This window comes from Rhizobium sp. 11_C7_N12_5, assembly GCF_051811145.1.
GTDB classification, from domain to species: Bacteria; Pseudomonadota; Alphaproteobacteria; order Rhizobiales; family Rhizobiaceae; genus Rhizobium; species Rhizobium lusitanum.
Genome location: NZ_JBPWPY010000002.1, coordinates 375,710 through 397,164 on the forward strand (window position 1 = coordinate 375,710; position 21,455 = coordinate 397,164).

Annotated in this window: 18 protein-coding genes; 7 read left to right on the top strand and 11 right to left on the bottom strand. The window is 60.8% G+C overall.

What is annotated here, in order from left to right; all coding sequences use genetic code 11:
• Positions 1–97: 97 nt before the first annotated feature.
• The 7 genes from AB8B29_RS20885 (at position 98) to AB8B29_RS20915 (ending at position 7,934) form a co-directional block, all read left to right on the top strand.
• A complete protein-coding gene (locus tag AB8B29_RS20885; RefSeq protein WP_245297469.1) occupies positions 98–1,159 on the top strand; it encodes a LacI family transcriptional regulator in 1,062 nt (353 codons plus the stop codon).
• Between the two features lie 248 nt (positions 1,160–1,407).
• Positions 1,408–2,337 (top strand): sugar phosphate isomerase/epimerase family protein, encoded by a 930-nt coding sequence (locus AB8B29_RS20890; protein WP_037192445.1) that lies wholly within the window; start codon positions 1,408–1,410, stop codon positions 2,335–2,337.
• 11 nt (positions 2,338–2,348) lie between these two features.
• A complete protein-coding gene (locus AB8B29_RS20895) occupies positions 2,349–3,470 on the top strand; it encodes a Gfo/Idh/MocA family protein (RefSeq protein ID WP_037192444.1) in 1,122 nt (373 codons plus the stop codon).
• A 208-nt stretch (positions 3,471–3,678) separates the two neighbouring features.
• Positions 3,679–4,926 (top strand): ABC transporter substrate-binding protein, encoded by a 1,248-nt coding sequence (locus AB8B29_RS20900; protein ID WP_080760457.1) that lies wholly within the window; start codon positions 3,679–3,681, stop codon positions 4,924–4,926.
• Between the two features lie 144 nt (positions 4,927–5,070).
• Positions 5,071–5,937: a carbohydrate ABC transporter permease gene (locus AB8B29_RS20905; RefSeq protein ID WP_037193200.1), complete on the top strand. Its 867-nt coding sequence runs from the start codon at positions 5,071–5,073 to the stop codon at positions 5,935–5,937.
• Positions 5,938–5,942: 5 nt separating this feature from the next.
• Positions 5,943–6,845 carry a carbohydrate ABC transporter permease gene (locus AB8B29_RS20910; protein WP_037193198.1) on the top strand — a complete coding sequence of 301 codons (903 nt, stop codon included), beginning with the start codon at positions 5,943–5,945 and terminating at the stop codon, positions 6,843–6,845.
• Positions 6,846–6,848: 3 nt separating this feature from the next.
• The gene (locus tag AB8B29_RS20915) at positions 6,849–7,934 is read left to right on the top strand and encodes an ABC transporter ATP-binding protein (RefSeq protein ID WP_037192442.1); all 1,086 of its coding nucleotides are present in this window, start codon (positions 6,849–6,851) and stop codon (positions 7,932–7,934) included.
• A 46-nt stretch (positions 7,935–7,980) separates the two neighbouring features.
• On the opposite strand, the gene AB8B29_RS20920 is transcribed toward AB8B29_RS20915, so the two are convergent.
• From AB8B29_RS20920 to AB8B29_RS20970, 11 genes are all read right to left on the bottom strand, one after another.
• Positions 7,981–9,042, bottom strand: coding sequence for a class I SAM-dependent methyltransferase (locus tag AB8B29_RS20920; protein WP_037192440.1), 1,062 nt, complete (start codon positions 9,040–9,042; stop codon positions 7,981–7,983).
• A gap of 179 nt (positions 9,043–9,221) precedes the next feature.
• Positions 9,222–9,773: a glutathione peroxidase gene (locus tag AB8B29_RS20925; protein WP_037192437.1), complete on the bottom strand. Its 552-nt coding sequence runs from the start codon at positions 9,771–9,773 to the stop codon at positions 9,222–9,224.
• A 79-nt stretch (positions 9,774–9,852) separates the two neighbouring features.
• Positions 9,853–11,703: an ABC transporter ATP-binding protein gene (locus AB8B29_RS20930; protein WP_037192435.1), complete on the bottom strand. Its 1,851-nt coding sequence runs from the start codon at positions 11,701–11,703 to the stop codon at positions 9,853–9,855.
• Between the two features lie 52 nt (positions 11,704–11,755).
• Positions 11,756–12,514, bottom strand: a complete 759-nt coding sequence (locus tag AB8B29_RS20935) for a DUF1028 domain-containing protein (protein ID WP_037192433.1) — start codon at positions 12,512–12,514, stop codon at positions 11,756–11,758.
• A gap of 5 nt (positions 12,515–12,519) precedes the next feature.
• Positions 12,520–14,307 (bottom strand): gamma-glutamyltransferase family protein, encoded by a 1,788-nt coding sequence (locus AB8B29_RS20940; protein ID WP_092573576.1) that lies wholly within the window; start codon positions 14,305–14,307, stop codon positions 12,520–12,522.
• Between the two features lie 22 nt (positions 14,308–14,329).
• Positions 14,330–15,208 carry an ABC transporter permease gene (locus tag AB8B29_RS20945; RefSeq protein ID WP_037192429.1) on the bottom strand — a complete coding sequence of 293 codons (879 nt, stop codon included), beginning with the start codon at positions 15,206–15,208 and terminating at the stop codon, positions 14,330–14,332.
• Complete coding sequence (locus AB8B29_RS20950) at positions 15,205–16,152, bottom strand: ABC transporter permease (RefSeq protein ID WP_037193196.1); 948 nt, start codon at positions 16,150–16,152, stop codon at positions 15,205–15,207. The genes AB8B29_RS20945 and AB8B29_RS20950 overlap by 4 nt, the downstream gene beginning before the upstream one ends.
• Before the next feature lie 73 nt (positions 16,153–16,225).
• Entirely contained in the window at positions 16,226–17,734 is a 1,509-nt protein-coding gene (locus AB8B29_RS20955; protein ID WP_037192426.1) for an ABC transporter substrate-binding protein, read from the bottom strand.
• A gap of 93 nt (positions 17,735–17,827) precedes the next feature.
• Positions 17,828–18,565, bottom strand: a complete 738-nt coding sequence (locus AB8B29_RS20960; protein WP_037192424.1) for a FadR/GntR family transcriptional regulator — start codon at positions 18,563–18,565, stop codon at positions 17,828–17,830.
• Between the two features lie 191 nt (positions 18,566–18,756).
• Positions 18,757–20,199, bottom strand: a complete 1,443-nt coding sequence (locus AB8B29_RS20965) for a M81 family metallopeptidase (RefSeq protein ID WP_037192421.1) — start codon at positions 20,197–20,199, stop codon at positions 18,757–18,759.
• A 7-nt stretch (positions 20,200–20,206) separates the two neighbouring features.
• Positions 20,207–21,340 carry an ROK family transcriptional regulator gene (locus tag AB8B29_RS20970; protein WP_037192419.1) on the bottom strand — a complete coding sequence of 378 codons (1,134 nt, stop codon included), beginning with the start codon at positions 21,338–21,340 and terminating at the stop codon, positions 20,207–20,209.
• Positions 21,341–21,455: the final 115 nt, after the last annotated feature.

Sequence of the window (21,455 nt, forward strand, 5' to 3'; positions counted from 1 at the left end):
GTCTTTCCGTTGCGATGAGCGCGGCTCCGCGCTTGCGTCGCCATTCGCCGGCGGGCATTGTCAGGCTGATATGACGGAGCAGAAAGATTTGTCGAAAGTGCATGGATGGGGACTAGGGCGCGGCTTGCGGCGCGAAGCTGGCCAGCGCGTGACCTTGCGAACGGTCGCGACTGCTCTCGGCCTTTCGGTCACAACCGTCAGCCGGGCTTTGAAAGAGGGACCCGAGGTCAATCGCGAGACGATCGAGCTGGTCAAGCGAGCGGCGAGCGAGCTTGGTTATCGCCCCAATCTTGGCGGTATCAATCTGCGCACCGGCAAGACCCACGCCATCGGCATCGTGCTGCCATTCGGGCGTGAGGGCGAGGTGAATATTGTCGTCGCCTCGCTGATCGAGGGTGCGTCGCGCTACATGAAGGCGCGGGGATACCGGACCACCATCGTGCCGCAACTGCAGGCGGATGATCCCTTCGCGACGGTGCGCGATATCGTCGAGGAAGGGTCCGTCGACGGCATCATCATCACGCATACGACGCCGCAGGACGACCGCGTCAAATATCTGCTTGAGGTCGGCATGCCTTTTGTTACTTTCGGCCGCACCGAATTGTTGAGCGTCCATCCGAGCATAGACCTCGATCATGAGGTGATCGGCGCGCACGCCGCGCGCCTGCTTCTGGATGCCGGCCATCGCAAGCCGTTGCTGATCGCGCCCAGCAGTCAATTCACCTATAGCCTCCAGTTCGTCCGGGGATGGCGCAAGGCCTTTGCCGAGCGGCATCTCGATGTTACGGGCGAACAGATCCACTTCACGGCGGGAACGCCGGATAATGGTCGCGAATTGGCAAAGCGCGTCGTCACGCAAAATCCGGAAGCGACCGCCGCCTTCGTCGCGAGCGAGGAGGCGGCTCTGGGCTTCCTGGCCGGCTTGCGGGACGCAGGCCGACAGGGTGGGCAGGATTTCGCGCTGATCACCTATGGCGGCACGGCATTGCCCGATTTCTTCAATCCACCGCTCAGTACTTTCTATTACTCCAATCATGCGATCGGCGAGCGGTTGGCCGCCTTTCTAACCCTGGCGATCGCCGGTGACGATCCCGCTGAGCTACGCGAAATCGTTCAGGCCGAATTCGTCGATCACAATAGTCAGCTACTCTCTGCCTGATATGCGCAGCAGTCGGGAACATCAGCCGAGCCGTAGAAGATATTCGTAACGTTACAATTTCGCGCATTTATAGGAAATGCCGCGCCTGTTGCCAAGAAAATGATCGCTTGACAGCATCATGATTATCCAACAATCGTAACGTTACGAATTGTCATTCGGAGGGGTTTGAGGCTCCGATTGGCAAAAATATCGACGAGGGCACGGAAGCCCTGCCGCAGGCGGGCAGCCACATTCCAAGGGAGGATGACGTGAGCCAAGGCGCGCTTTTTTTCGGATCGCCAATCTGGACGTTCAACTGGAACCCGCCTTACGCGGCACCGCTGCGGCGACTTGCCCGCACCGGCTGCAAGGGCTTCGAGCTCACCGCATGGTCGGTCGACATGCTGGCCTATTACACGCAGGAGACCATTCGCGAGCTGAAGCAGATCGCCGGTGGCGAGGGGCTGGTGCTCACCAACTTCTTCTTCAATCTGCCCTTCAGCCGCGTGGCGGAAGCGGCGACTTCAAGCGTCGATCTCGATGGCTACAAGCGCGGAATGGATGTGGCGGCGGAGATCGGCACGCCCATCGTCACCAGCATGACGCCCTATCCCTTTCAGTCCGACGTCAAGCCGATCTTGCAACGGCCGATTTCGCAGGAGTGGACAGCGGCGGTCGAGCCGCAATGGGACTGGACGGGCGAATATGATGTGGTCATCGATGGTTTTGCCAAGGCTTGCGAAATCGCTGCTTCGGCGGGCCTGCGCGTGGCGATCGAGCCGCATCCCTATCGCTGGGTCAGCTCTGGCCAAGGCATGCAGCGTCTGATCGAGCGCACAGGCGCTCCCAACCTCGGCCTGAATTTCGATCCGAGCCACCTCTTTCCGGCCGGCGACATGCCGCACTACGTCGTGCTGGCACTCGGCGACCGCATCTTCAACACCCATTTCTCCGACAATGAGGGCCATACCAATGCCCACTGGCGGCCGGGGCGCGGCAAGATCGACTGGAAGGCGATTTTCGCGGCACTGCAGGCGATCGGCTATTCCGGTCCGATCACGCTGGAGCTGGAGGATGCGCCGGGAGCGTCTCACTGGACGCATTTCCGTGAAGCGACACCGGAATTCGACGAGGAGATGCGACGCGGCATGAGCTATCTGCGCGCCGCCGCCGCCGAACTCGACATCATCATTTCCTAGAGGCAATCCCAATGAGCAATGAGCCCATGAAAGTCGGCATCGTCGGCGCCGGCAATATCAGCGCCACCTATGTCGCAACCCTGCATATGTTCGATTTTATCCGTGTGAAATCGATCTACGATCTCTATGATTCATCGGCGCAGAAGCTGGCTGCGCAGTTCGGTATTGAGGCCGTGGCGCTGGATACGATGTTGGCCGATCCGGAAATCGGCCTGATCATCAATTTGACGACGCCAGTCTCGCATTATGCCATCAGCAAGAAGGCGCTTCTTGCCGGCAAGCATGTCTATTCCGAAAAGCCGCTAGGCGTTTCCATGGCGGAGGCCGAGGAACTCATGTCGATCGCCCGTGCCGGTGACCTGCGGCTCGGTTGCGCGCCCGACACCTTCCTCGGCGGCGGTCATCAATTGACACGGCGGCTGCTGGATGAAGGCCGCATCGGCAAGACGATCTCGGCCACCGCCATGCTGCTCTTGCCCGGCCATGAGCATTGGCATCCCAATCCGGCCTTCTTCTACGGCCGTGGCGGTGGGCCGATGCTGGATGTCGGTCCCTATTACGTGACCAACCTCATTGCCTTGCTCGGCCCCGTGCGCGAGGTTTTCGGCACCGCAAAGATCACTCGCATCGAGCGCATGGTGAAGACCGATCCGCATCGCGGCGAGACGATCAAGGTACTGGTGCCGACGCATCTGACTGGCGTCATGGAGTTCCATAGCGGCGCGACGGTGACCATCGCGACCAGCTTCGATGTCATCAAGCACAAGCACAACCAGATCGAGCTTTATGGCTCGGAGGGAACCATGGTGACGCCGGATCCGAACAACTTTACCGGCAAGGTCGAGATATTCCGCGAAGGCACTGATGCCTGGGAGGAGGTTCCGGTCGACCATCCCTATACCGAGGGTGTGCCCGGCCATCTCGGGCTGCGCGGTTTGGGCGCGGCTGAAATGGTTGATTCCCTTCGCTCGGGACGCCAGCATCGGGTATCGTCGGAACTTGCCTTCCACGCCCTGGAAGTCATGACGGCATTCGAGCGGTCGGCCCAGTCACGCGGCGTGGTTGCAATCCACAGCAGCTGTGGTCGTCCGGATCCGATAGATCGCACAATTAATGAGGGACGTTTCGCATAGGCTGCGCTATAGGTTGGGAAAATGCAGTCCTTTCGGACTGTGGGCTTGACGAAGGGACGATGCGTAAGGGAGCATTGGCCACTCGCCGCAGGGAATGGAGGCCCGGCGGTACGGTTTTGGAGGACCGTGAAATTCGGCATCCGATGTCTGAAGATGGCGGCGGCTGAGCACGGGCGTTTGGAGAACGTTATCAAAGGAGGAGGAACGTATGCGTAAATTGATGATGGCATTGGTCGGCGCCACGGCGCTGGTCGCGGCAAGCGTGACCGGCGCTCTGGCCGACGGCAAGAAAGCCGAAGTCTTGCATTGGTGGACATCCGGGGGCGAAGCCGCCGCCGTGAAGGAACTGGCCAAGGCCTTCAACGCTGCCGGCGGCGAATGGGTGGATACCGCGATTGCCGGATCCGGCTCGACCGCTCGCCCGATCGGCATCAACCGCATCATCGGCGGCAACCCGCCGACGGCCATGCAGTTCAACACCGGCACGCAGATGAACGACCTGGCCCAGCAGGGCCTGCTGCGACCGCTTGATGATCTGGCCAAGGAGCAGGATTGGAAATCCGTCCTGACGCCCGCCTTCTATCAGGCGATTCAGTTCCAGGACCATATCTATGGCGCGCCGATCAATGACCACGGCCAAAACTGGCTGTTCTATTCCAAGCCCGTTTTCGCCAAGGCGGGCGTGACCGAGGAGCCGAAAACCTGGGATGAAATGTTTGCCGCGCTCGACAAGATCAAGGCCGCCGGGCTGATCCCGGTCGCCGTTGGCGGCCAGCCCTGGCAGCTCCAGTTGATGTTCAACGCCATCCTTCTCGGTGAGGGCGGCAAGGATCTCTACGGCAAGGTCTGGAAGGATCTCGATAAGGATGCGGTCAAGTCCGACAAGTTCAAACATGTCGCCGAGGTCTTCGCCAAGCTGCGCAACTACCAGGATCCGGGCAGCCCGAACCGCGACTGGAACGTCGCGACCGGCATGCTGATCGACGGCAAGGCCGGCATCCAGTTTATGGGCGACTGGGCCAAGGGCGAATTCATCCATGCAGGCCTCGTCGCCGACAAGGATTTCGGCTGCATCCTCGGGCCGGGCGAATCGAACTTCATGATGGGCGGCGACATCTTCGTCTTCCCGGTCCTGAAGGACAAGGCGGCGGTCGACGCTCAGACCCTGCTGGCAACGGTCATCATGTCCAAGGAAGGTCAGCTCGCCTTCAACTCCAAGAAGGGCTCGGTACCGGTTCGTCTCGACGTCGATACGTCGAAGCTCGATGCCTGCGCTCAGAAGGGTCTGAACGCGCTCAAGGATCCGAGCCGTCAGATCCTGACCTCCGACGTGCTGACATCGCAGGATATCGTTCAGACCGAACAGGACCTCGTCGCCCAGTACTGGACGACACCGAGCATGACGCCCGATCAGTTCGCCGACCAGTTTGCCAAGGTCATAGAACAGGCGAAGTAAGCTTCAGTCGACATCCATGCGGCGGCAGGGCCGGCCTGCCGCCGGTTTTCATGAATGCTGAGGAGGAGCGTCATGAGCACACCTGAAACAAGCGCCGCCACTGTCGGTGTGACCGTCGTAAAGACGGGCGCCACCCGCAGGAGAATGCGTTTTTCGCCCTATATCGCCCTTTTCCCTGCTTTCGTCATCGTCCTTCTCGCCTATGTCGTGACGGTTGTCTGGAACATCTGGATATCTTTCACAGACAGCAAGGTGCTGCCGGTCAACATCTTTGTCGGCACCAAGCAGTACGAGCGGCTGTTTGACACCGCACGCTGGCAGATATCGCTGCAGAACGTCGTGCTTTTCGGCTTTCTGTTCATTGCCGGCTGCCTGATCCTCGGCTTCCTTCTTGCCGTGGCGCTGGACCAGAAGGTTCGCTTCGAAAATACGTTCCGGACGATCTTCCTCTATCCCTTCGCCATGTCCTTCATCGTGACAGGCCTTGTCTGGCAGTGGATCATGAATCCGACGCTCGGCCTGCAGAAGGTTGCCGACAGCATCGGCTTCACCTGGTTCCGCTTCGACTGGATCGTCCAGAGCAATCTGGCGCTCTACGTCATCGTGCTTGCCGGCATATGGCAATCGACGGGCCTCGTAATGGCGATCATGCTGGCGGGATTGCGCGGCGTCGACCGCGAGCTGTGGAAGGCGACGCGCATCGACGGCATCCCGAGCTGGCGCGTCTATCTCCACATCGTCATACCGATTCTGAGACCGACCATTATCACCGCCAGCGTTCTTCTGGCGATCGCCGTGGTCAGGGTCTATGAGCTGGTTCTGGCGACCACCGGCGGCGGCCCGGGAATTTCGACCGAGGTGCCCGGGAAATTCATCATGGATTACCTGTTCGGCCGCGGCAATATCGGCCTTGCCACAGCGGCGTCGACCGTCATGTTCGTCACCGTGGTCATCGTGGTGACGCCCTGGCTCTACTACGAATATTTCCGTGAAAAACCGAGGGGGAACTGATGACGATGCCATCTTCCGTCGCAGCCGCCATGCAGGGCCCGACCGGGCGCAAACCGCAGCACTTTACTCCCGGGCGCATCGGCCTCTACGCCTTTCTCGTCATGGCGGCAATGTTCTTCCTGCTGCCGCTTTATGTGATGCTCGTCACCTCGTTCAAATCCATGCCGGAGATCCGGCAGGGCAATATCTTTGCCTTCCCGCTGATGTGGACGACGGAGGCCTGGGTGCAGGCGTGGAGCACGGCCTGCACCGGCCTTGAATGCGGCGGTATCAGCGTCGGCTTCTGGAACTCGGTAAAGATCCTGATTCCGAGCATGATCCTGTCGATCTTCATCTCGTCGCTGACCGGCTATGCGCTTTCCTTCTGGCGGGTGAGGGGCTCGAATGTCCTTTTCGCCATCCTCCTGCTGGGGGCCTTCATTCCCTACCAGGTCTTCATCTATCCGCTGGTTCTCATCTATCGCGATGTCGGCATCTATTCGACGCTGCCCTGCATCATCATCACCCATACGGTGTTCGGCCTGCCTGTTCTGACGCTGCTGTTCCGCAATTATTATTCCAGCCTGCCGATGGAGCTGTTCAAGGCTGCCCGCATCGACGGCGCGGGGCTATGGCAGATCTTCTTCCGGCTGATGATCCCCATGTCCATTCCGATCCTTGTGGTGGCGGGGATCCTGCAGGTCACCGGTATCTGGAACGACTTCCTGTTCGGCGTCGTCTTCGCCGGCCGGGAAAACTTCCCCATGACCGTGCAGCTCAACAATATCGTCAACTCCACCCAGGGCGAGAAACTCTACAACGTCAACATGGCGGCAACCATTCTGACCGCCCTGGTTCCGTTGATCGTCTATTTCGGTTCGGGTCGTTGGTTCGTGCGGGGTATCACCGCCGGCGCAGTCAAGGGATAGTTCATGGCCAATGTTTCCATTCGCGAACTTGCAATCGGTTTCGGCAGCGTCGGCGTCCTGAAATCGCTCAATCTCGAGGTGAGGTCGGGCGAGTTCATCGTTCTGCTCGGTCCGTCCGGCTGCGGCAAGTCGACCCTGCTCAATGCCATTGCCGGCCTCACCGATATCAGCGATGGCCAGATCTGGATCGGCGACAAGAACGTCACCTGGGAGGAGCCGAAGGATCGCGGTATCGGCATGGTGTTTCAATCCTATGCGCTCTATCCGACGATGACGGTCGAAGGAAATCTCTCCTTCGGGCTGCGCATCGCCGGCATGGCGAAGGAGGAGATTGCCAAGCGCGTCGACCGCGCCGTGCAGATCCTGCAGATCGACCCCCTGCGCAAGCGGCGGCCGGGAGAATTGTCCGGCGGCCAGCGCCAGCGCGTCGCCATCGGCCGCGCCCTGGTGCGCGACGTCGATGTCTTCCTGTTCGACGAGCCGCTGTCCAACCTCGATGCCAAGCTTCGAACCGAACTGCGCGTCGAGCTGAAGCGCCTGCATAGCGGCCTCGGCTCCACCATGATCTACGTCACGCACGACCAGATCGAGGCGCTGACGCTGGCCGATCGTATCGCTGTCATGAGCGGCGGCGTCATCCAGCAGTTCGCCACGCCGAAGGAAATCTATCGTCGCCCTGTCAATCGCTTCGTGGCGGGCTTCGTCGGCTCGCCCTCCATGAACTTCCTGTCGGGGAAGGTGACGAGCAACAACGGCTTGCCTGCCTTCGTGCTGACCGATGGCCGCACGATCGATCTCAACGGCTACCAGTTTTCCGGCACGCCCGGGGAGGGCCGTACGGCAACGCTCGGCGTGCGGCCGGAACAGATGCAGTTCACGCTCGCCAGCGATCGTGCCTCGAATCTGCCGGCGACCTTCAGCATCGTCGAGCCGATGGGCTCGGACAATCTGATCTGGGGCCAGGTCGGCAACGAGACCATATCGGTGCGCATCGATGCCGACGAGGAGGTTGCGCTCGAAAGCGAGCAGCCGGTCTATTTCCAGCCGGCGCTCGCGTCGCTGTTCGGCGAAGACGGGCAGCGTCTATAAAAGATCAGATGGCGCCGCGCGTTCTGCGGAGCGCGCGGCGCCATTTTCATGCCTTGACTTCGAAGACCATATTGAACGGCGTTTCGGTCGCCTTTCGGAAATGCGAATAGCCCGCATCCATAGCGACCTTGCGCAGTTTCAACTCGCCGGCTTGCGCGCCTAAACCCAGCCCGACTTCCTGCGACAGCGAGGCCGGCGTGCAGATCATCGTCGATGCGCCGTAGAAGACGCGGCCGACCGGGTTGAGATTGTCCTTCAGGCAATCATGCGCAAAAGGCTCGACGATCATCCAGGTGCCGTCGTCGGTAAGGCTGTCCTTGACATGTTTGCCGGCGCCGACAGGATCGCCCATGTCGTGCAGGCAATCGAACATCGTCACGAGATCATAGCCGGCAGCCGGGAAGTCCTTGGCACTCGCCTGTTCGAAGGTGATGCGACCGTCGACGCCCGCTTCCTTCGCCGCAGCTTTCGCTCGCTCGATGGAGGGAAGATGATAGTCGAAGCCGAAGAAGGTCGAGTTTGGATAGGCTTCCGCCATCAGGATGGTCGAGGCGCCATGGCCACAGCCGACATCGGCGACGGCGGCGCCGGCTTGAAGCTTTTCCTCTAAACCCTTCAGCGCCGGTATCCATTCCGAGACGAGATGGCTGTTGTAGCCCGGCCGGAAGAAACGCTCCGTGCCGCGGAACAGGCAGGCGCTGTGCTCATGCCAGCCGAGGCCGCTGCCGGTCCTGAAGGCATTGGCGATCTTCGGTTCGTCAAGCCACATGGATTGAACGACATCGAAGGCGCCGGTGAAGAAGGCGGGACTGTTTTCCTCCGCAAACACCATCGCCTGTTCCGGCGTCAGGTGGAAGCGCTCGGTCTTGTCGTCATAGCTGACATAATCGGCCGCCGCCTGAGCCGAAAGCCATTCGCGCACATAGCGCTCTTTCACGCCGACTTTGTCGGCTAACTCAGCCGAAGTCATCGGTGTTCCGTCCGCCATGGCCTTGAACAGGCCCAGATGATCTCCGAGCGTTACCAACACACCCGAAACCGCCGCGCCGAGATCGCCGACCAGGCGTCCGACTAGGGCATCGAGTTTCTGCATATCAGGTTCGCGCATGACATCCTCCCATCAGAATTGATGCAGCGTTCCGTCCAGATATATACGGAAGCCGAAACATACTCTCGGGCGGGAGGGGAGGCAATTACGTCATACGGCTGAGCAGGCCTCATGCTGCAGCCTTGGAAAAGGTGCAGCCTATTGAGGTAATGCCTTATTTTGGAAACGCGCGAGTTGCTTCAGCCGGCGCGCGCCAGCTCCTTTTCCAAAACGGAGAGCAAGCGCGGATCGTCGGCCGTAACATCAGGTGCAAAGCGGGCGGCGACCTTGCCGTCGCGGCCTATCAGGAACTTTTCGAAGTTCCAGACGATGCCGCCGTCCTGGCCGGTCTCAAGGCCGTGTTTCGCCAGGCGTTCGCGCATCGGGCCGTCGCCGGTCGTTTCGACGCCGGAGGCGATCAAGCCGTCGTAGAGCGGATGCCGCTCTTCGCCCGTGACAGCGATCTTGGAAAACATCGGGAACTGCACGTCATAGGTCAGCGTGCAGAAGCTCAGAATGTCCTCGTTCGTGCCGGGTTCCTGGCCCTTGAAATCATTGGCCGGGAAGCCTGCAATGACGAAGCCTTCGTCGCGCTTGTCCTCGTAAAGCTTTTCCAGCCCCTCATATTGCACCGTCAGCCCGCATTTGGAGGCGACGTTGACGACCATGATGACCTTACCGCGATAATCGGCGAGCGTCGTATCACTGCCGTCGATCTTCTTTACCGGAATATCGAGCACGTTGTCGGTCATTTCGTTCACTCCAAGTGAGATGGAAAATAGGATGCCGATATTTGCCTGGATTTGACGGCCGTCAAGGTCAAAATCCTGCTCAGGCGGCCTCCTCCATCCGGACCAGATGGCCGTTCGACACTTCACGGTAGTGTCGCGTCGGCGTGATGTATCCGACCGGCCGCACAGGGCTCTTCAACTCGTCGACGCCCAGATTGCGCTTGATGCCGCGACGCGACGGATCCGGCACGGGCACTGCCGCCATCAGCTTCCTCGTATAGGGATGCTGCGGGTTTTCGAACACCGAGGCACGCGGGCCGATCTCGACGATTTCGCCGAGATACATCACCGCAACGCGATGGCTGACGCGCTCGACCACGGCCATATCATGCGAGATGAAAAGATAGGATAGATTGAGGCTCTGTTGCAGGTCCATCAGCAGATTGCAGACCTGCGCCTTGATCGACACGTCGAGCGCCGAGACACTTTCGTCGGCAACGATCACCTTCGGATCGAGGGCGAGTGCGCGGGCGATACAGATGCGCTGGCGCTGGCCGCCCGAGAATTCGTGGGGGTAACGGCCCATCATATCAGCCTTGAGGCCGACGCGCTCCAGAAGATCGGCGGCCTTTTCGCGGGCTTCCGCGCGTGAACCGAGACGATGCTCGATGAAGGGTTCGGCGACCGCCGCTCCGATCGTCATGCGCGGGTTGAGGCTGGCGAAGGGGTCCTGGAAAATCATCTGGATGCTGCGGCGCATGCGGCGCAGATCGAGCGCGCCGAGCTTCATCACGTCATAGCCGTCGAGACGAACGTCACCGGATTTGGGATTGATGAGGCGCATGATGGAGCGCCCGGTCGTCGACTTGCCGCAACCGGATTCTCCCACCAGCGACAGTGTTTCTCCTTGGGCAAGATCGAAGGAGACGTTTTCAACTGCGTGGATGGCGCCGGTCGGGCGCCCCAGCAGCCCACCGCGAAGATCGAACCGGGTGACGAGGTTCTTGACCTCGAGAACCGGCGTCTTGCCGCGATCGACGGTGTCGGCAAGCGCCTTGGGTTCGCTGCGCTCGCCGGTGCTGATATCGACGATGGGGAAACGCAGCGGCTGGGCCTGATCCTTCATCGAGCCGAGCCGCGGCACGGCCGACAACAGCGCGCGGGTATAGGGATGCTGGCCGCGATGGAAGATGTCGTCGGTCTTGCCGGTTTCCACCGCCTCGCCGCGATACATGACGATGGTGCGGTCGGAAATCTCGGCAACGACACCCATGTCGTGGGTGATGAAGAGAACGGACATGCCTTCCTCCTCCTGCAGCACCTTGATGAGGTCGAGGATCTGCCCCTGAATGGTGACGTCGAGAGCCGTCGTCGGCTCGTCGGCGATCAATAGTTTCGGGCGGCTGGCGAGCGCCATGGCGATCATCACGCGCTGGCGCATGCCGCCGGAAAACTGATGAGGATATTCGTCAAAGCGCGAGATTGCGTTGGGGATGCGCACCTTCTCCAGCAGGCGGATCGTCTCTGCCCTGGCTTCTGCCTTGGAGATATCGCCGTGGCAGGTGAGCGCTTCGGAAATCTGCCGGCCGATGGTGAAGATCGGGTTGAGGCTGGTCATCGGCTCCTGAAAGATCATGGCGATGTCCTTGCCTCTGACCCTGCGCATCTCCCGCTCCGGAAGAGTAAGGATATCGCGGCCGTTGAGCCTGACGGAACCTTCGATACGGCTGCTGCCCCTGGCAAGCAGGCGCATGATCGAAAGCGAGGTGACGCTCTTGCCGGAGCCGCTTTCGCCGACAATCGCAACCGTCTCTCCCGGCATGACGTCGAAGGAGATGTTCTTGACCACCTGACGCCATTGGCCATCGACGAGAAACGAGGTCGTCAGATTGGAGACGGAGAGAACAGGCTGTGCATCCGGTTTGGTTTGCTGCGTTGTAACGGTTGTCATGGCGTCCCCTTTTTATGATCTTGCGCACTGGCCGGGCATCAATCGACGCTGTTCATGATGGTACCGGCGCGGTGGCGAAGGAGGCCGAAGGACGACCCTCGGCGATCCTTGCGGCTTCAAGAGCAGCAATCCTCTCGTCGATCTCGCGGCGGTCGGTCATCCCGCTGGGGTTCTGCCGTGTCGGCATGGTTTCGGCGACGTGCAGATAGCGCTCCTGCGCGACGGCATAGAGCCGTTCGAGTTCGGTGAGCGGGTCGGCGCTGTCGTCGACGCGGATGTTCAGCCAGGCATAATCCTGATCGCGGTAAATCACGAGCGCGGCCGATTGCTTGCCGCGCTTGTCGCCACCGGCATTCTCGCCGGCGCGCATGGCTTCGAGCAACCGCTCGGCCAGCGGCTTTCCCTTGGTCTTCCTGTAGGTCGCAAGCGTCTCGGCAATCACCTGTGGACCCGCCAGCATATTGCCGGCAACCGAGACATTGTCATCGACAAGATGGCCTGCCCAGTCGATGCACTTGGCGCCGGTGAAGGCGGCGTTGTTGCCCTTGCTGTCGATCAGATGGAACTGGCGTTGCTCGCGGCCTTCGTCGCGGGCACTCAGCGCTTGCAGAATCTCGGTCGGTGTATGACCGGCGGCGAGCATCGCAAGTCCGTCGATGCCGTAGAGCGGGCTTGCGAAGGCCTGCGTCGCGACGGCGCCGATGCCGCCGCGAATATGCGGCACGATGCTGCCGACCGCGAAAAAGCGGGTGGCGACGGCAATGGCGAGATGGCCGGTTTCCGGCTCACGGGCAACGATCGACCAGGTCATCGGCTCTATCTCCCAATGGCATAGGCTTGCATCAAACGCGGTGTTGCTGCAGCGCGCAAGAGGCCATCTTTATCTCGCCGTGCTGCGGTGAGCCGCCCCACGGTCCATTCGGGTGCGACGGTCAGCTGATGGCCCTTCCTGCGGAGGGCATCGAGCACTTCGGTATTGAAATTGGCCTCCGCCGTCAGGCCGCCGGGCTCGCGGGTGCGCGGATAGAAGGAGCTGGGGAAATGCGTGCTGTGAAACAGCGGCTTATCGATCGCTTCCTGCAGGTTCAGTCCGTGGTGAACATAGCGCAGGAAGAAGGAAAGCTGCCATTGCTCCTGCTGATCGCCGCCCGGCGTGCCGAAGGCGAGCGTCGGCCGGCCCTCGTGCAGCGCAAGCGTCGGCGTCAGCGTCGTGCGCGGCCGCTTGCCCGGAGCAAGCGAAGAGGGCAGGCCCGGCTTCAGCCAGAACATTTGCGCACGCGAATTCAGGCAGAAGCCGAGACCGGGAATGATCGGCGAGGACTGCAGCCAGCCACCGGAAGGGGTGACGGAGACCATGTTGCCCTCACGGTCGATCACGTCGATATGCACGGTATCGCCGCGCTTTTCGGTCAGGTGCGACATGGTGGGCTCGTAGACCGCGCCGCCCTTGGCTTCCGGAGTTTCGAGCATCTTCATGGTGAGATCGTATTGGTCTTCGAAGCCCGGCAGCTTGCCCGGGCGCAACGCAAGCGAGGCCTCCGGGGAAATGAGCTTGCGGCGCTCATCGGCATAGGCGTCCGATAGCAGGGTATCGAGCGGTACGGTCGTGAAATTGGGATCGCCGTAATAGACCTCGCGATCGGCAAAGGCGAGTTTCATGGCCTCCGTGATCGTGTGGACGAAGTCCGCGCCGGCCGGATCCATGCCAGCGAGGTCGAAACCCTTGAGCAGCGACAAAGTCTGCAGGAAGACCGGTCCCTGGCCCCACGGGCCGATCTTGGCGACGGTCCAGCCATGATAGTCGTAGGTCTGCGGCTCCTCGACGGTGGCGGACCAATTGGCCATGTCATCAGCCGTCAGGACGCCCTTGTGGCGCTGGCCGCTCGCATCCATCACTTCGGCCTTGCCGACATAGCTGTCGATCGCCTCCGCGACGAAGCCGCGATAAAAGGCATCGCGTGCCGCCTCGATCTGCGCTTCGCGGCCGCTCTTCACCTCCGCCTCCGCGACGACACGTTTCCAGGTTTCGGCAAGAACCGGGTTCTTGAAGTTGGACCAAGGTTCCGGGGCGGAGCCTCCGGGAAGCCAGGCCTCATAGGAAGTCGGCCATTCCTTGCGATAGAAATCGGCAAGTCCCGCGATGGTGGCGGAAACGCGGGGCAGGATGGGGTGGCCGTTCTCGGCATAGCGGATTGCCGGCTCGAGAACATCGCGGACCGTAAGCCTGCCATAGTCGCGCAGCATCAGCATCCAGCCGTCGAAGGAGCCGGGGATGACGGTGGCGAGCAGGCCATCGCCAGGGATCAGCTTCAACCCCTCGCTCGTATAGTGCTCGATCGTCGCTCCGGCCGGCGCCGGTCCCTGGGCGCAGATGACCTCGACCTTGTCCTTTTTCTTCGAATAGAGGATAGCCGGCATATCGCCGCCCGGTCCGCAAAGATGCGGCTCGACGATCTGCAGCACGAAGCCGGTCGCGACGGCGGCGTCGAAGGCGTTGCCCCCCTTTTCGAGAATGCTCATGCCGACGGCCGAGGCGATCCAGTGCGTTGACGTAACGACGCCGAAAGTGCCGAGGATCTCGGGGCGTGTGGTGAATGCGGTCATTGGGGGCATCCTTTCAGTTTATTCATGCTTCGCGCGGGTCGAGCGCATCGCGCAGGCCGTCGCCGAGGAGGTTGAAGCCGATCACGACGAGAAAGATGGCGGCCCCCGGCCACATGGCCATCCAGGGCGCCTGTTCCAGATAATTCTTGGCGACGTTGAGCATCGAGCCCCAGCTCGGAGCCGGCGGTTGCTGGCCGAGCCCGAGGAAGGAGAGGCTGGCCTCGGCGATGATGGCGGTCGCGATGGTGAGTGTTGCCTGCACCAGGATGGGCGCAAAGACGTTCGGCAGGATATAGCGGGTGATGATGCTGAAGTGGCGCAGGCCGATCGAGCGGGCGCCTTCGACATATTCCTCCGTCTTGACCGCGAGCACCTGACCGCGTGTTAGCCGTACGAAGACAGGCGTTGCCGAAAGGCCGATCGCGATCATCGCATTGGTGAGGCTCGGTCCGAGAAAGGCGGCAAGAGCAATGGCTGTGATCAGGAACGGCATGGCCAGAAAGGCTTCGGTGATGCGCGAGATGATCTGGTCGATCCAGCCACCGTAGTAGCCGGAGATCAGGCCGAAGGGCACGCCGATGGCGACCGCAATGGCGACAGAAAAGATGCCTGCCATCAACGATGCTTGCGCGCCCCAGATCATGCGGGACAGAATGTCCCGGCCGATATCGTCGGTGCCGAACCAATGGGCTGTTGATGGCGCCTTGCGGATCGCCGACCAGCTGGTGGCAATGGGATCGGCGATCGGCAGGATCGGCGCCAGCGCGGCGAGCACGGCAAAGAAGAGGATGATGGCGAGCCCGACCAATGCTCCCTTATTGGCCTTCAACTTGCGCCAGGCGCGGTTGGGAGCGCGCTTGGCCGAGGGCGCGGCTACGGCCGTCTGTACGATCGTACTCATAGCGCTGCCCTCATGCGCGGGTTGAGGAGGACATAGAGAATGTCGGCGATGAGGTTCATGGCGATGAAGCCGATAGCCGTGCAAAGCACGACTCCCTGGACCACCGCGTAATCCCGGTTGAAGACGGCATCGACGATCAGCTTGCCGAAGCCTGGGATGGTGAAGATCTGCTCGGTCAAAACCGCGCCGGCCAGCAGCTCGCCGAATAGCAGCGCGCTGACGGTGACGATGGGCAATATGGCGTTGCGGAAGGTGTGCTGCAAAACGACGGCGGCTTCGGAAAGACCTTTCGCGCGGGCCGTGCGGATATAGTCGGCGCTGAGCACGCTCAGCATCGAAGAGCGGGTGTGCCGCATCAGCGTGGCCGCGAGCGCATTGCCGAGCACGAAGGCGGGCATCAGCATGGTCTGGATCGAGCGCCAGGGATCCTCGAAGAACGGCTGGTATCCGGAGGCGGGCAGCCAGTGAAGCTTCACCGAAATCAGCAGGATCAGCATGATCCCGAGCCAGAAATTCGGCACGGACAAGCCGCAGAGGGCGACGATATTGGCGAGAAAATCGATAAGCGTATTCTTCTTCACCGCTGCGAGGATGCCCATGGGAATGCCGATGGCGAAGGCGAAGATCATCGACATGACGGCGAGCTGGATGGTGACCGGCAGCTTTTCCGCGATGAGCGTCAAGACCGGCTGATTGGTGCGCAGCGAAACGCCGAGATCGCCCTTCGCGACGCCCTGCAGCCAATAGCCATATTGGTAGATGACAGGGTCATTCAGCCGGTATTTTTCGCGAAGCAGCTCAAGAACCTGCGGATCGCGCTCCTCGCCTGCCATGGCCAGCACCGGATCGCCCGGAAGGAGCTTCTGCAGGGAGAAGACGAAGATCGAAATGATCAGCAGCGTCGGTATGGCGACGAGCAACCTCTTTCCGATATAGCTATACATGGGCAGATCCTCGCCGCGCATATCGAATGCCGGAAATGCCATGCGGGGAGAGCGCCCGCATGGCGTTTTTGGCTCAGTTGCTCTTCTTCACGCCGGCAAGACGGATCATACCGTCCGGGGCGGGCGCGAAGCCGGTCACTTTCTTGTTGTAGGCCCAGATCCAGGCCTGATGACCGAGAAAGATGATCGGCAGATCCTCGTTGAGGATGGCTTCGGCCGCATCGTATTTTTGCTTGCGCACCGCAGTGTCCTGCGACTGGCGTGCCTCGAGCAGCAGCTTGTCGACCTCAGGATTGGTGTATTTGGAATCGTTGAGGCCGGCACCCGTCGTCACGAATTGCTGGATATTGCCGTCGGGATCGGAGCGGCCGGACCAGTCGGAGCGGCTGAGCTGGTAGTTGCCGCTCGACTGCGCATCAAGCAGCGTTGCGAATTCGGTGGTTTTCAAGGTTACGTCGAAACCGGCTTCGGCAACCATCGACTGAATGATTTGCATCATTTGCATCGAGACCGGATTGTTGGCGACGGCGAGTTCGACGGGGATGCGATCGAAACCGGCGGCCTTGACCAATGCCTTGGCCTTGTCGATGTCGCGGGCAGGAACCGGAATGTCCTTATCGTACCAGGGGCTGTTCGGTGCAAAGGGCTGATTGCCGGCAAGCCCGGTGCCGTCGAAGACGATCTGCATGGCGGCTTCGCGGTCGATCGCCAGCGAGAAGGCCTGGCGCAGGCGCTTATACTTGCCCAGCGGATTGTCTGCGCGCGCACCATTGCCGACATTGGCATAGACGCCGAGCCACCCCGTGCCGATTGCATCGGCATAAACGAGATTGGGATCACCCTTCACCGTGCCGACATCGGATGCGGCGACGCGCTCGATCATGTCGAGATCGCCGGAGCGTAGGTTTGCGAGGCGAACCGTCGTGTCGGGGATCGGCAGATAGGTCACCTTGTCGATGAAGATGGTGTTCTTGTTCCAGTAGTCCTGGAATTTTTCGAGTACGATGCGGTCTTGCTGCACACGCTCGACGAATTTGAACGGACCGGAGCAAACGGGATGATCGCCGAATTTGGCGCCGGTCGCCTTTGCCGCGGTCGGCGAGACCATCATGCCGGAGCGGTCGGAGAGCTGGGCAAGCAGAGTGACATCGGGCGCTTTCAGGGTAAAGGTGACTTCGTATTCGCCCGATGCCTCGACCTTGGCGACGGAGGAGAGCTCGCTCTTGCGGCGCGATTCCGGCATCGTTTGGTAGCGCTGGATGTTATCGACCACCGCTTGCGCGTTGAACGGCGTCTCGTCCTGGAATTTTACGCCTTGACGCAGTTCCATGATCAGCTGCTTGCCATCAGCCGACCATTTCCAGGATGTGGCGAGCTGCGGCACGAACTGCAAATCCGGCGTCACGTCGACCAGCTTGTCGCAAAGGGCGGTATAGACGATACGGCCGACGAATGTGCGCGACTGGGCCGGATCCAGCACGTCGGCATCGTCCTGCAGGCCGATCTTCAGCTCGACAGCGAAAGCCGGCAGCGCGATCAATGCGCCGGCGGCAAGCGATGTCAGGAATTTGGCGATCTTCATCTTGTTCTCCTGATTATGAATTATGATTTTCGTTTTTTGCAGTCTCGACCGGTTTCCTCTCCGGTCGTTGTCTGGTGCGGGCAGAGCTTTTGGTCAGCCTACCTCTTCGGTCAGCGGTTCCTGTGCTTGTCGCGCATCGAGCGACGTGATGCGGATCAAGCTTTCCTGAAGCATTAGAAGGTGCTTACGCATGGCTTCGGCGGCCTTCATCGGGTCGCGCGCCGCAATCGCATCGATGATCGCCATGTGCTGGGCATAGGAGATCGGGCGCGTCTTGTTGATGCTGCGGGCCAATTCGCGAATGGTTTGCCATGCCTCGTCCTGGCGGACATGGTTGATGACGTCGAAGATGGTCAGAAAGAACTGATTGCCGGCACTCTCGGCGATCAGCCGGTGCAGCGCGCCATCCCAGAGCTCGCGACTGTCGGCATCGTCGCTGGCGGTGATTTTCTTGGTCAGCTCATACATGCGATCGATGTCATCGGGCTTGGCGCGCATGGCCGCCAGCTGGGCCAGCTGCGGCTCGATGCGCAGACGAACCTCCATGACCTCCATGAGATCCGTGCGGGCGACAAGCGAACTGACATGCTCGCTCCAGCCGTCCGGGCGCTGCCCCGCATAGGTTCCCGAGCCCTGGCGCCGCCAGACGCGGCCTTCGGCCTCCAGCACCTCCAACGCTCGCCGGATGGCACGACGGCTGACGCCCAATGTCTCCGACAGAACCCGTTCCGTCGGCAACTTCCCGTCTGCCGGCAGATCGGCCGAATTCAAAAGCCCTCTGAGCTTTTCCAGGGCGTAGATCGAATTCTCCGGAAGGCTGCTGATTGCCATAGTGGGGAGTGAACCAATTTCGAATTGGTTCAATAGAAGTTCAACGCAACCCTGCCGTCAAGCTCTTTTTTGTGCAATTTATGCAATGCACAATGTTTGTGCGTGACGCACAAAAGCGGACCGTAAAACGGTGCCGCCCGCGTGCTATTCCGGAAGAGTTTTGCCCGACCTACCGCTGCCGGCTTTGGAGCTCAGCGACTGATAGCGCGCGCCGAGACTACCGTCTCGGGCGTGAAATCGAAATCCTTGTCGAAGGGGTAGGTTGGCTTCTGCTTGCGCAGCCGCGGCAGGCGTTCGACGAACTGATCAACGACCCCCGGCGAAAGCGCCATCAGGTTCGGATTGGCGATCGGCGCCAATTCCGGCGAGAGATAGCCGGACTTCACGACGATGATCCTGGCCTTGTGCGGATCGAGGCCGAGGCGCGTGAAATCGGAGAGGTTGTGATAGGGCCGGCGCTTTGCCGACAGCACTAGGTCGATACCGCCGATGGAAACAACCGCCTGGGCGTCGATCGGGTCTGCGGTCTCAAGTAGAAATTTAACGGTGAAGCTGCCTTTCACGGGCTTGCTGCCCTTCGTGTCGAGCGATGCGCCGACCGAAAGATCGAGGGTGGCGCCGACGCCTGCCACATAGCAGGCTTCCGTGGCAGCCTTGTCGGCAATGCCGGCGAAAATGACGCCCTTTGCGTTATTGGCGATAAGTTCAGCAAGGACATCAGCGCGGTCGCCGACGCCGCCGCCTGTGGGATTATCGCCGGATTCGGCAAGCACCACGGGCACCGTCTCGCTGGCAATCGCCTTGGCGACGCATTCCCCGATCGTTCCGGTCTTGCAACCGAAAACGAAGTCCTCACGCACATCCCAATAGGCCTGAGCCAGGCGCTTCGCTTCGCGCTCAAGAACTTGGCGATCCGTGCCGGTCATGATGGCCGCGGCGGTGGCCCGCGGTTCGTCGGCCCAGACATAGCCGACCATCAGCGAGGCATCCCAGACGCCATCGATGGCGTCTATCCCGGGCAGTAGATCGTAGAGGCTCTTGGCCGGCTCATCGACCGTGCTGGTGCGTTCGCCCGGCAGTACCACAGGGATCGGTGCCCAAAGCAGGATCGGCTTCACGCCGGTCTTCAGGCTCTCCGTCAGCATCTTCACGGCGCGACGCATGGTCTCCTCGACATCAATATGCGGCGCGGTGCGATAGGTGGAATACATGTCGAGCGCATCGATGATGCGCTGGGTGACGTTGCCGTGCAGGTCATAGCTGGCCGAGATCATGCAATCGTCGCCGACGACGGCACGTGCCGCGCTGATCCAGTCGCCTTCGGCATCTTCCATGCCTTCGACATACATGGCGCCATGCATGGCAAGATAGAGCCCGTCGAGCGGCAGCAGGGGTTTGAGACGCTCCAGAAACTCCGCCTTGAAGGCCTCGTATGTATGGCGTGCGACAGGACCGCCGGCGATTGCCCTGGCATGGATGGTCGGCAGGAATTCGCCGTCGTAATCCCTAAGGAAAGCGAAATAGGGCGCGGCCGTCAGCTCCTCGCCACGCAGAACGCGAAAATCCCTTTCCTCGTTCAATACGGGATTATAGGTGCTGCACTCGATGTGAATGCCTCCGACGGCAATGCGCATGGGAACCTCAATTCGGGCTGGGACCAATCAGGAAATTATGGGCGGCAATGCTGGCGGCGCCACGCGCCCAGACATCGCCATCGACGCGCTGGTTGCGGATCGGCGTCTGGCCGGCATAGCGCGGCAACACGTTCGCCTCGGCCGCCTGCCGCATGACAGTGCCGAAGAGACCATCGAAGCGTCCCTCGACATGGGTGATCAGGATCATGCCGGGATCGTTGAACTGGATCAGATGGGCGATGGCCAGACCGAGTGCATTTCCGGCCCGATGCAGGATGCGGATGGCGGCCGCGTTGCCGAGCGAGGCCTCGTTTTCCAGATCGTCAAGGGAACTGCACGCAAGGCCTTCCGCTTTCGCCATTTCCTTGATTGCCTTCATCGAGGCGACGGTATCGAGGCAGCCGCGCTTGCCGCACCGGCAGGGCGAGCCATTGGGTTCGATGGTGCAATGGGCAATCTCGCCGGCGCCGCCATGATTGCCGCGATAAAGCTTGCCGCCGACGAAATGGGCGCAGCCGATGCCGTCGTCGAAAGAGACGACGCTGAAATTCTGGACGTCGCGTGTGCTGCCGAACAGCTTCTCGCTGACGGCGACCGCCTTGGCGTCGTTTTCGATGAAGGTGTCGATACCGGTCTTCTGCCTGACGATGCTCGCAAGCGGCACATCCTTCCAGCCAAGCAGCGTTGATTGAACGCAGTTTGCCTGCTTCTCGTCGACAAAGCCTGAGAGGGCGATGCCGATGCCGTAAAGCTTGCGGACAGCATCCTCGCGTTCTGCCAGCAGCTTCGGCAGCGTCTCTGCTATCAACTCGGCGATAACATCCGGATCGCGCGACCGCGGCATGGTCTGGCGCGCGACGATACTGCCGTTGAAATCGCTAAGCACCATCGCTGCCGGGTCTTCGAGCAGTGAAATGCCGACGAAGAAGGCGCCTTCGGGATGCAGATCGAGCAGGATCGAGGGGCGGCCCTGGCCGTAGATCGTCTCCGTTTCGTGCAGGACGCCAAGTGAGATCAGATCGCGGGCAATTCCGCTCATGGCGGCCTTGCTAAGACCCATAGATGTCGCAAGATCTGTTCGACTCAGTGGTCCGGATTGACTGATCACGCGCAGAAGCTGTTGCTGGGAAGAAGTAAGCAATTCGACGTTCCGCCTGGATTTCAGCGTGTTTTTCCGACAATAAGTTCATAAAATGAACAAATCAACGGAAATAAATTTAGCTGAGGGCTTATTTGCGGACGTGACAACAGACGGA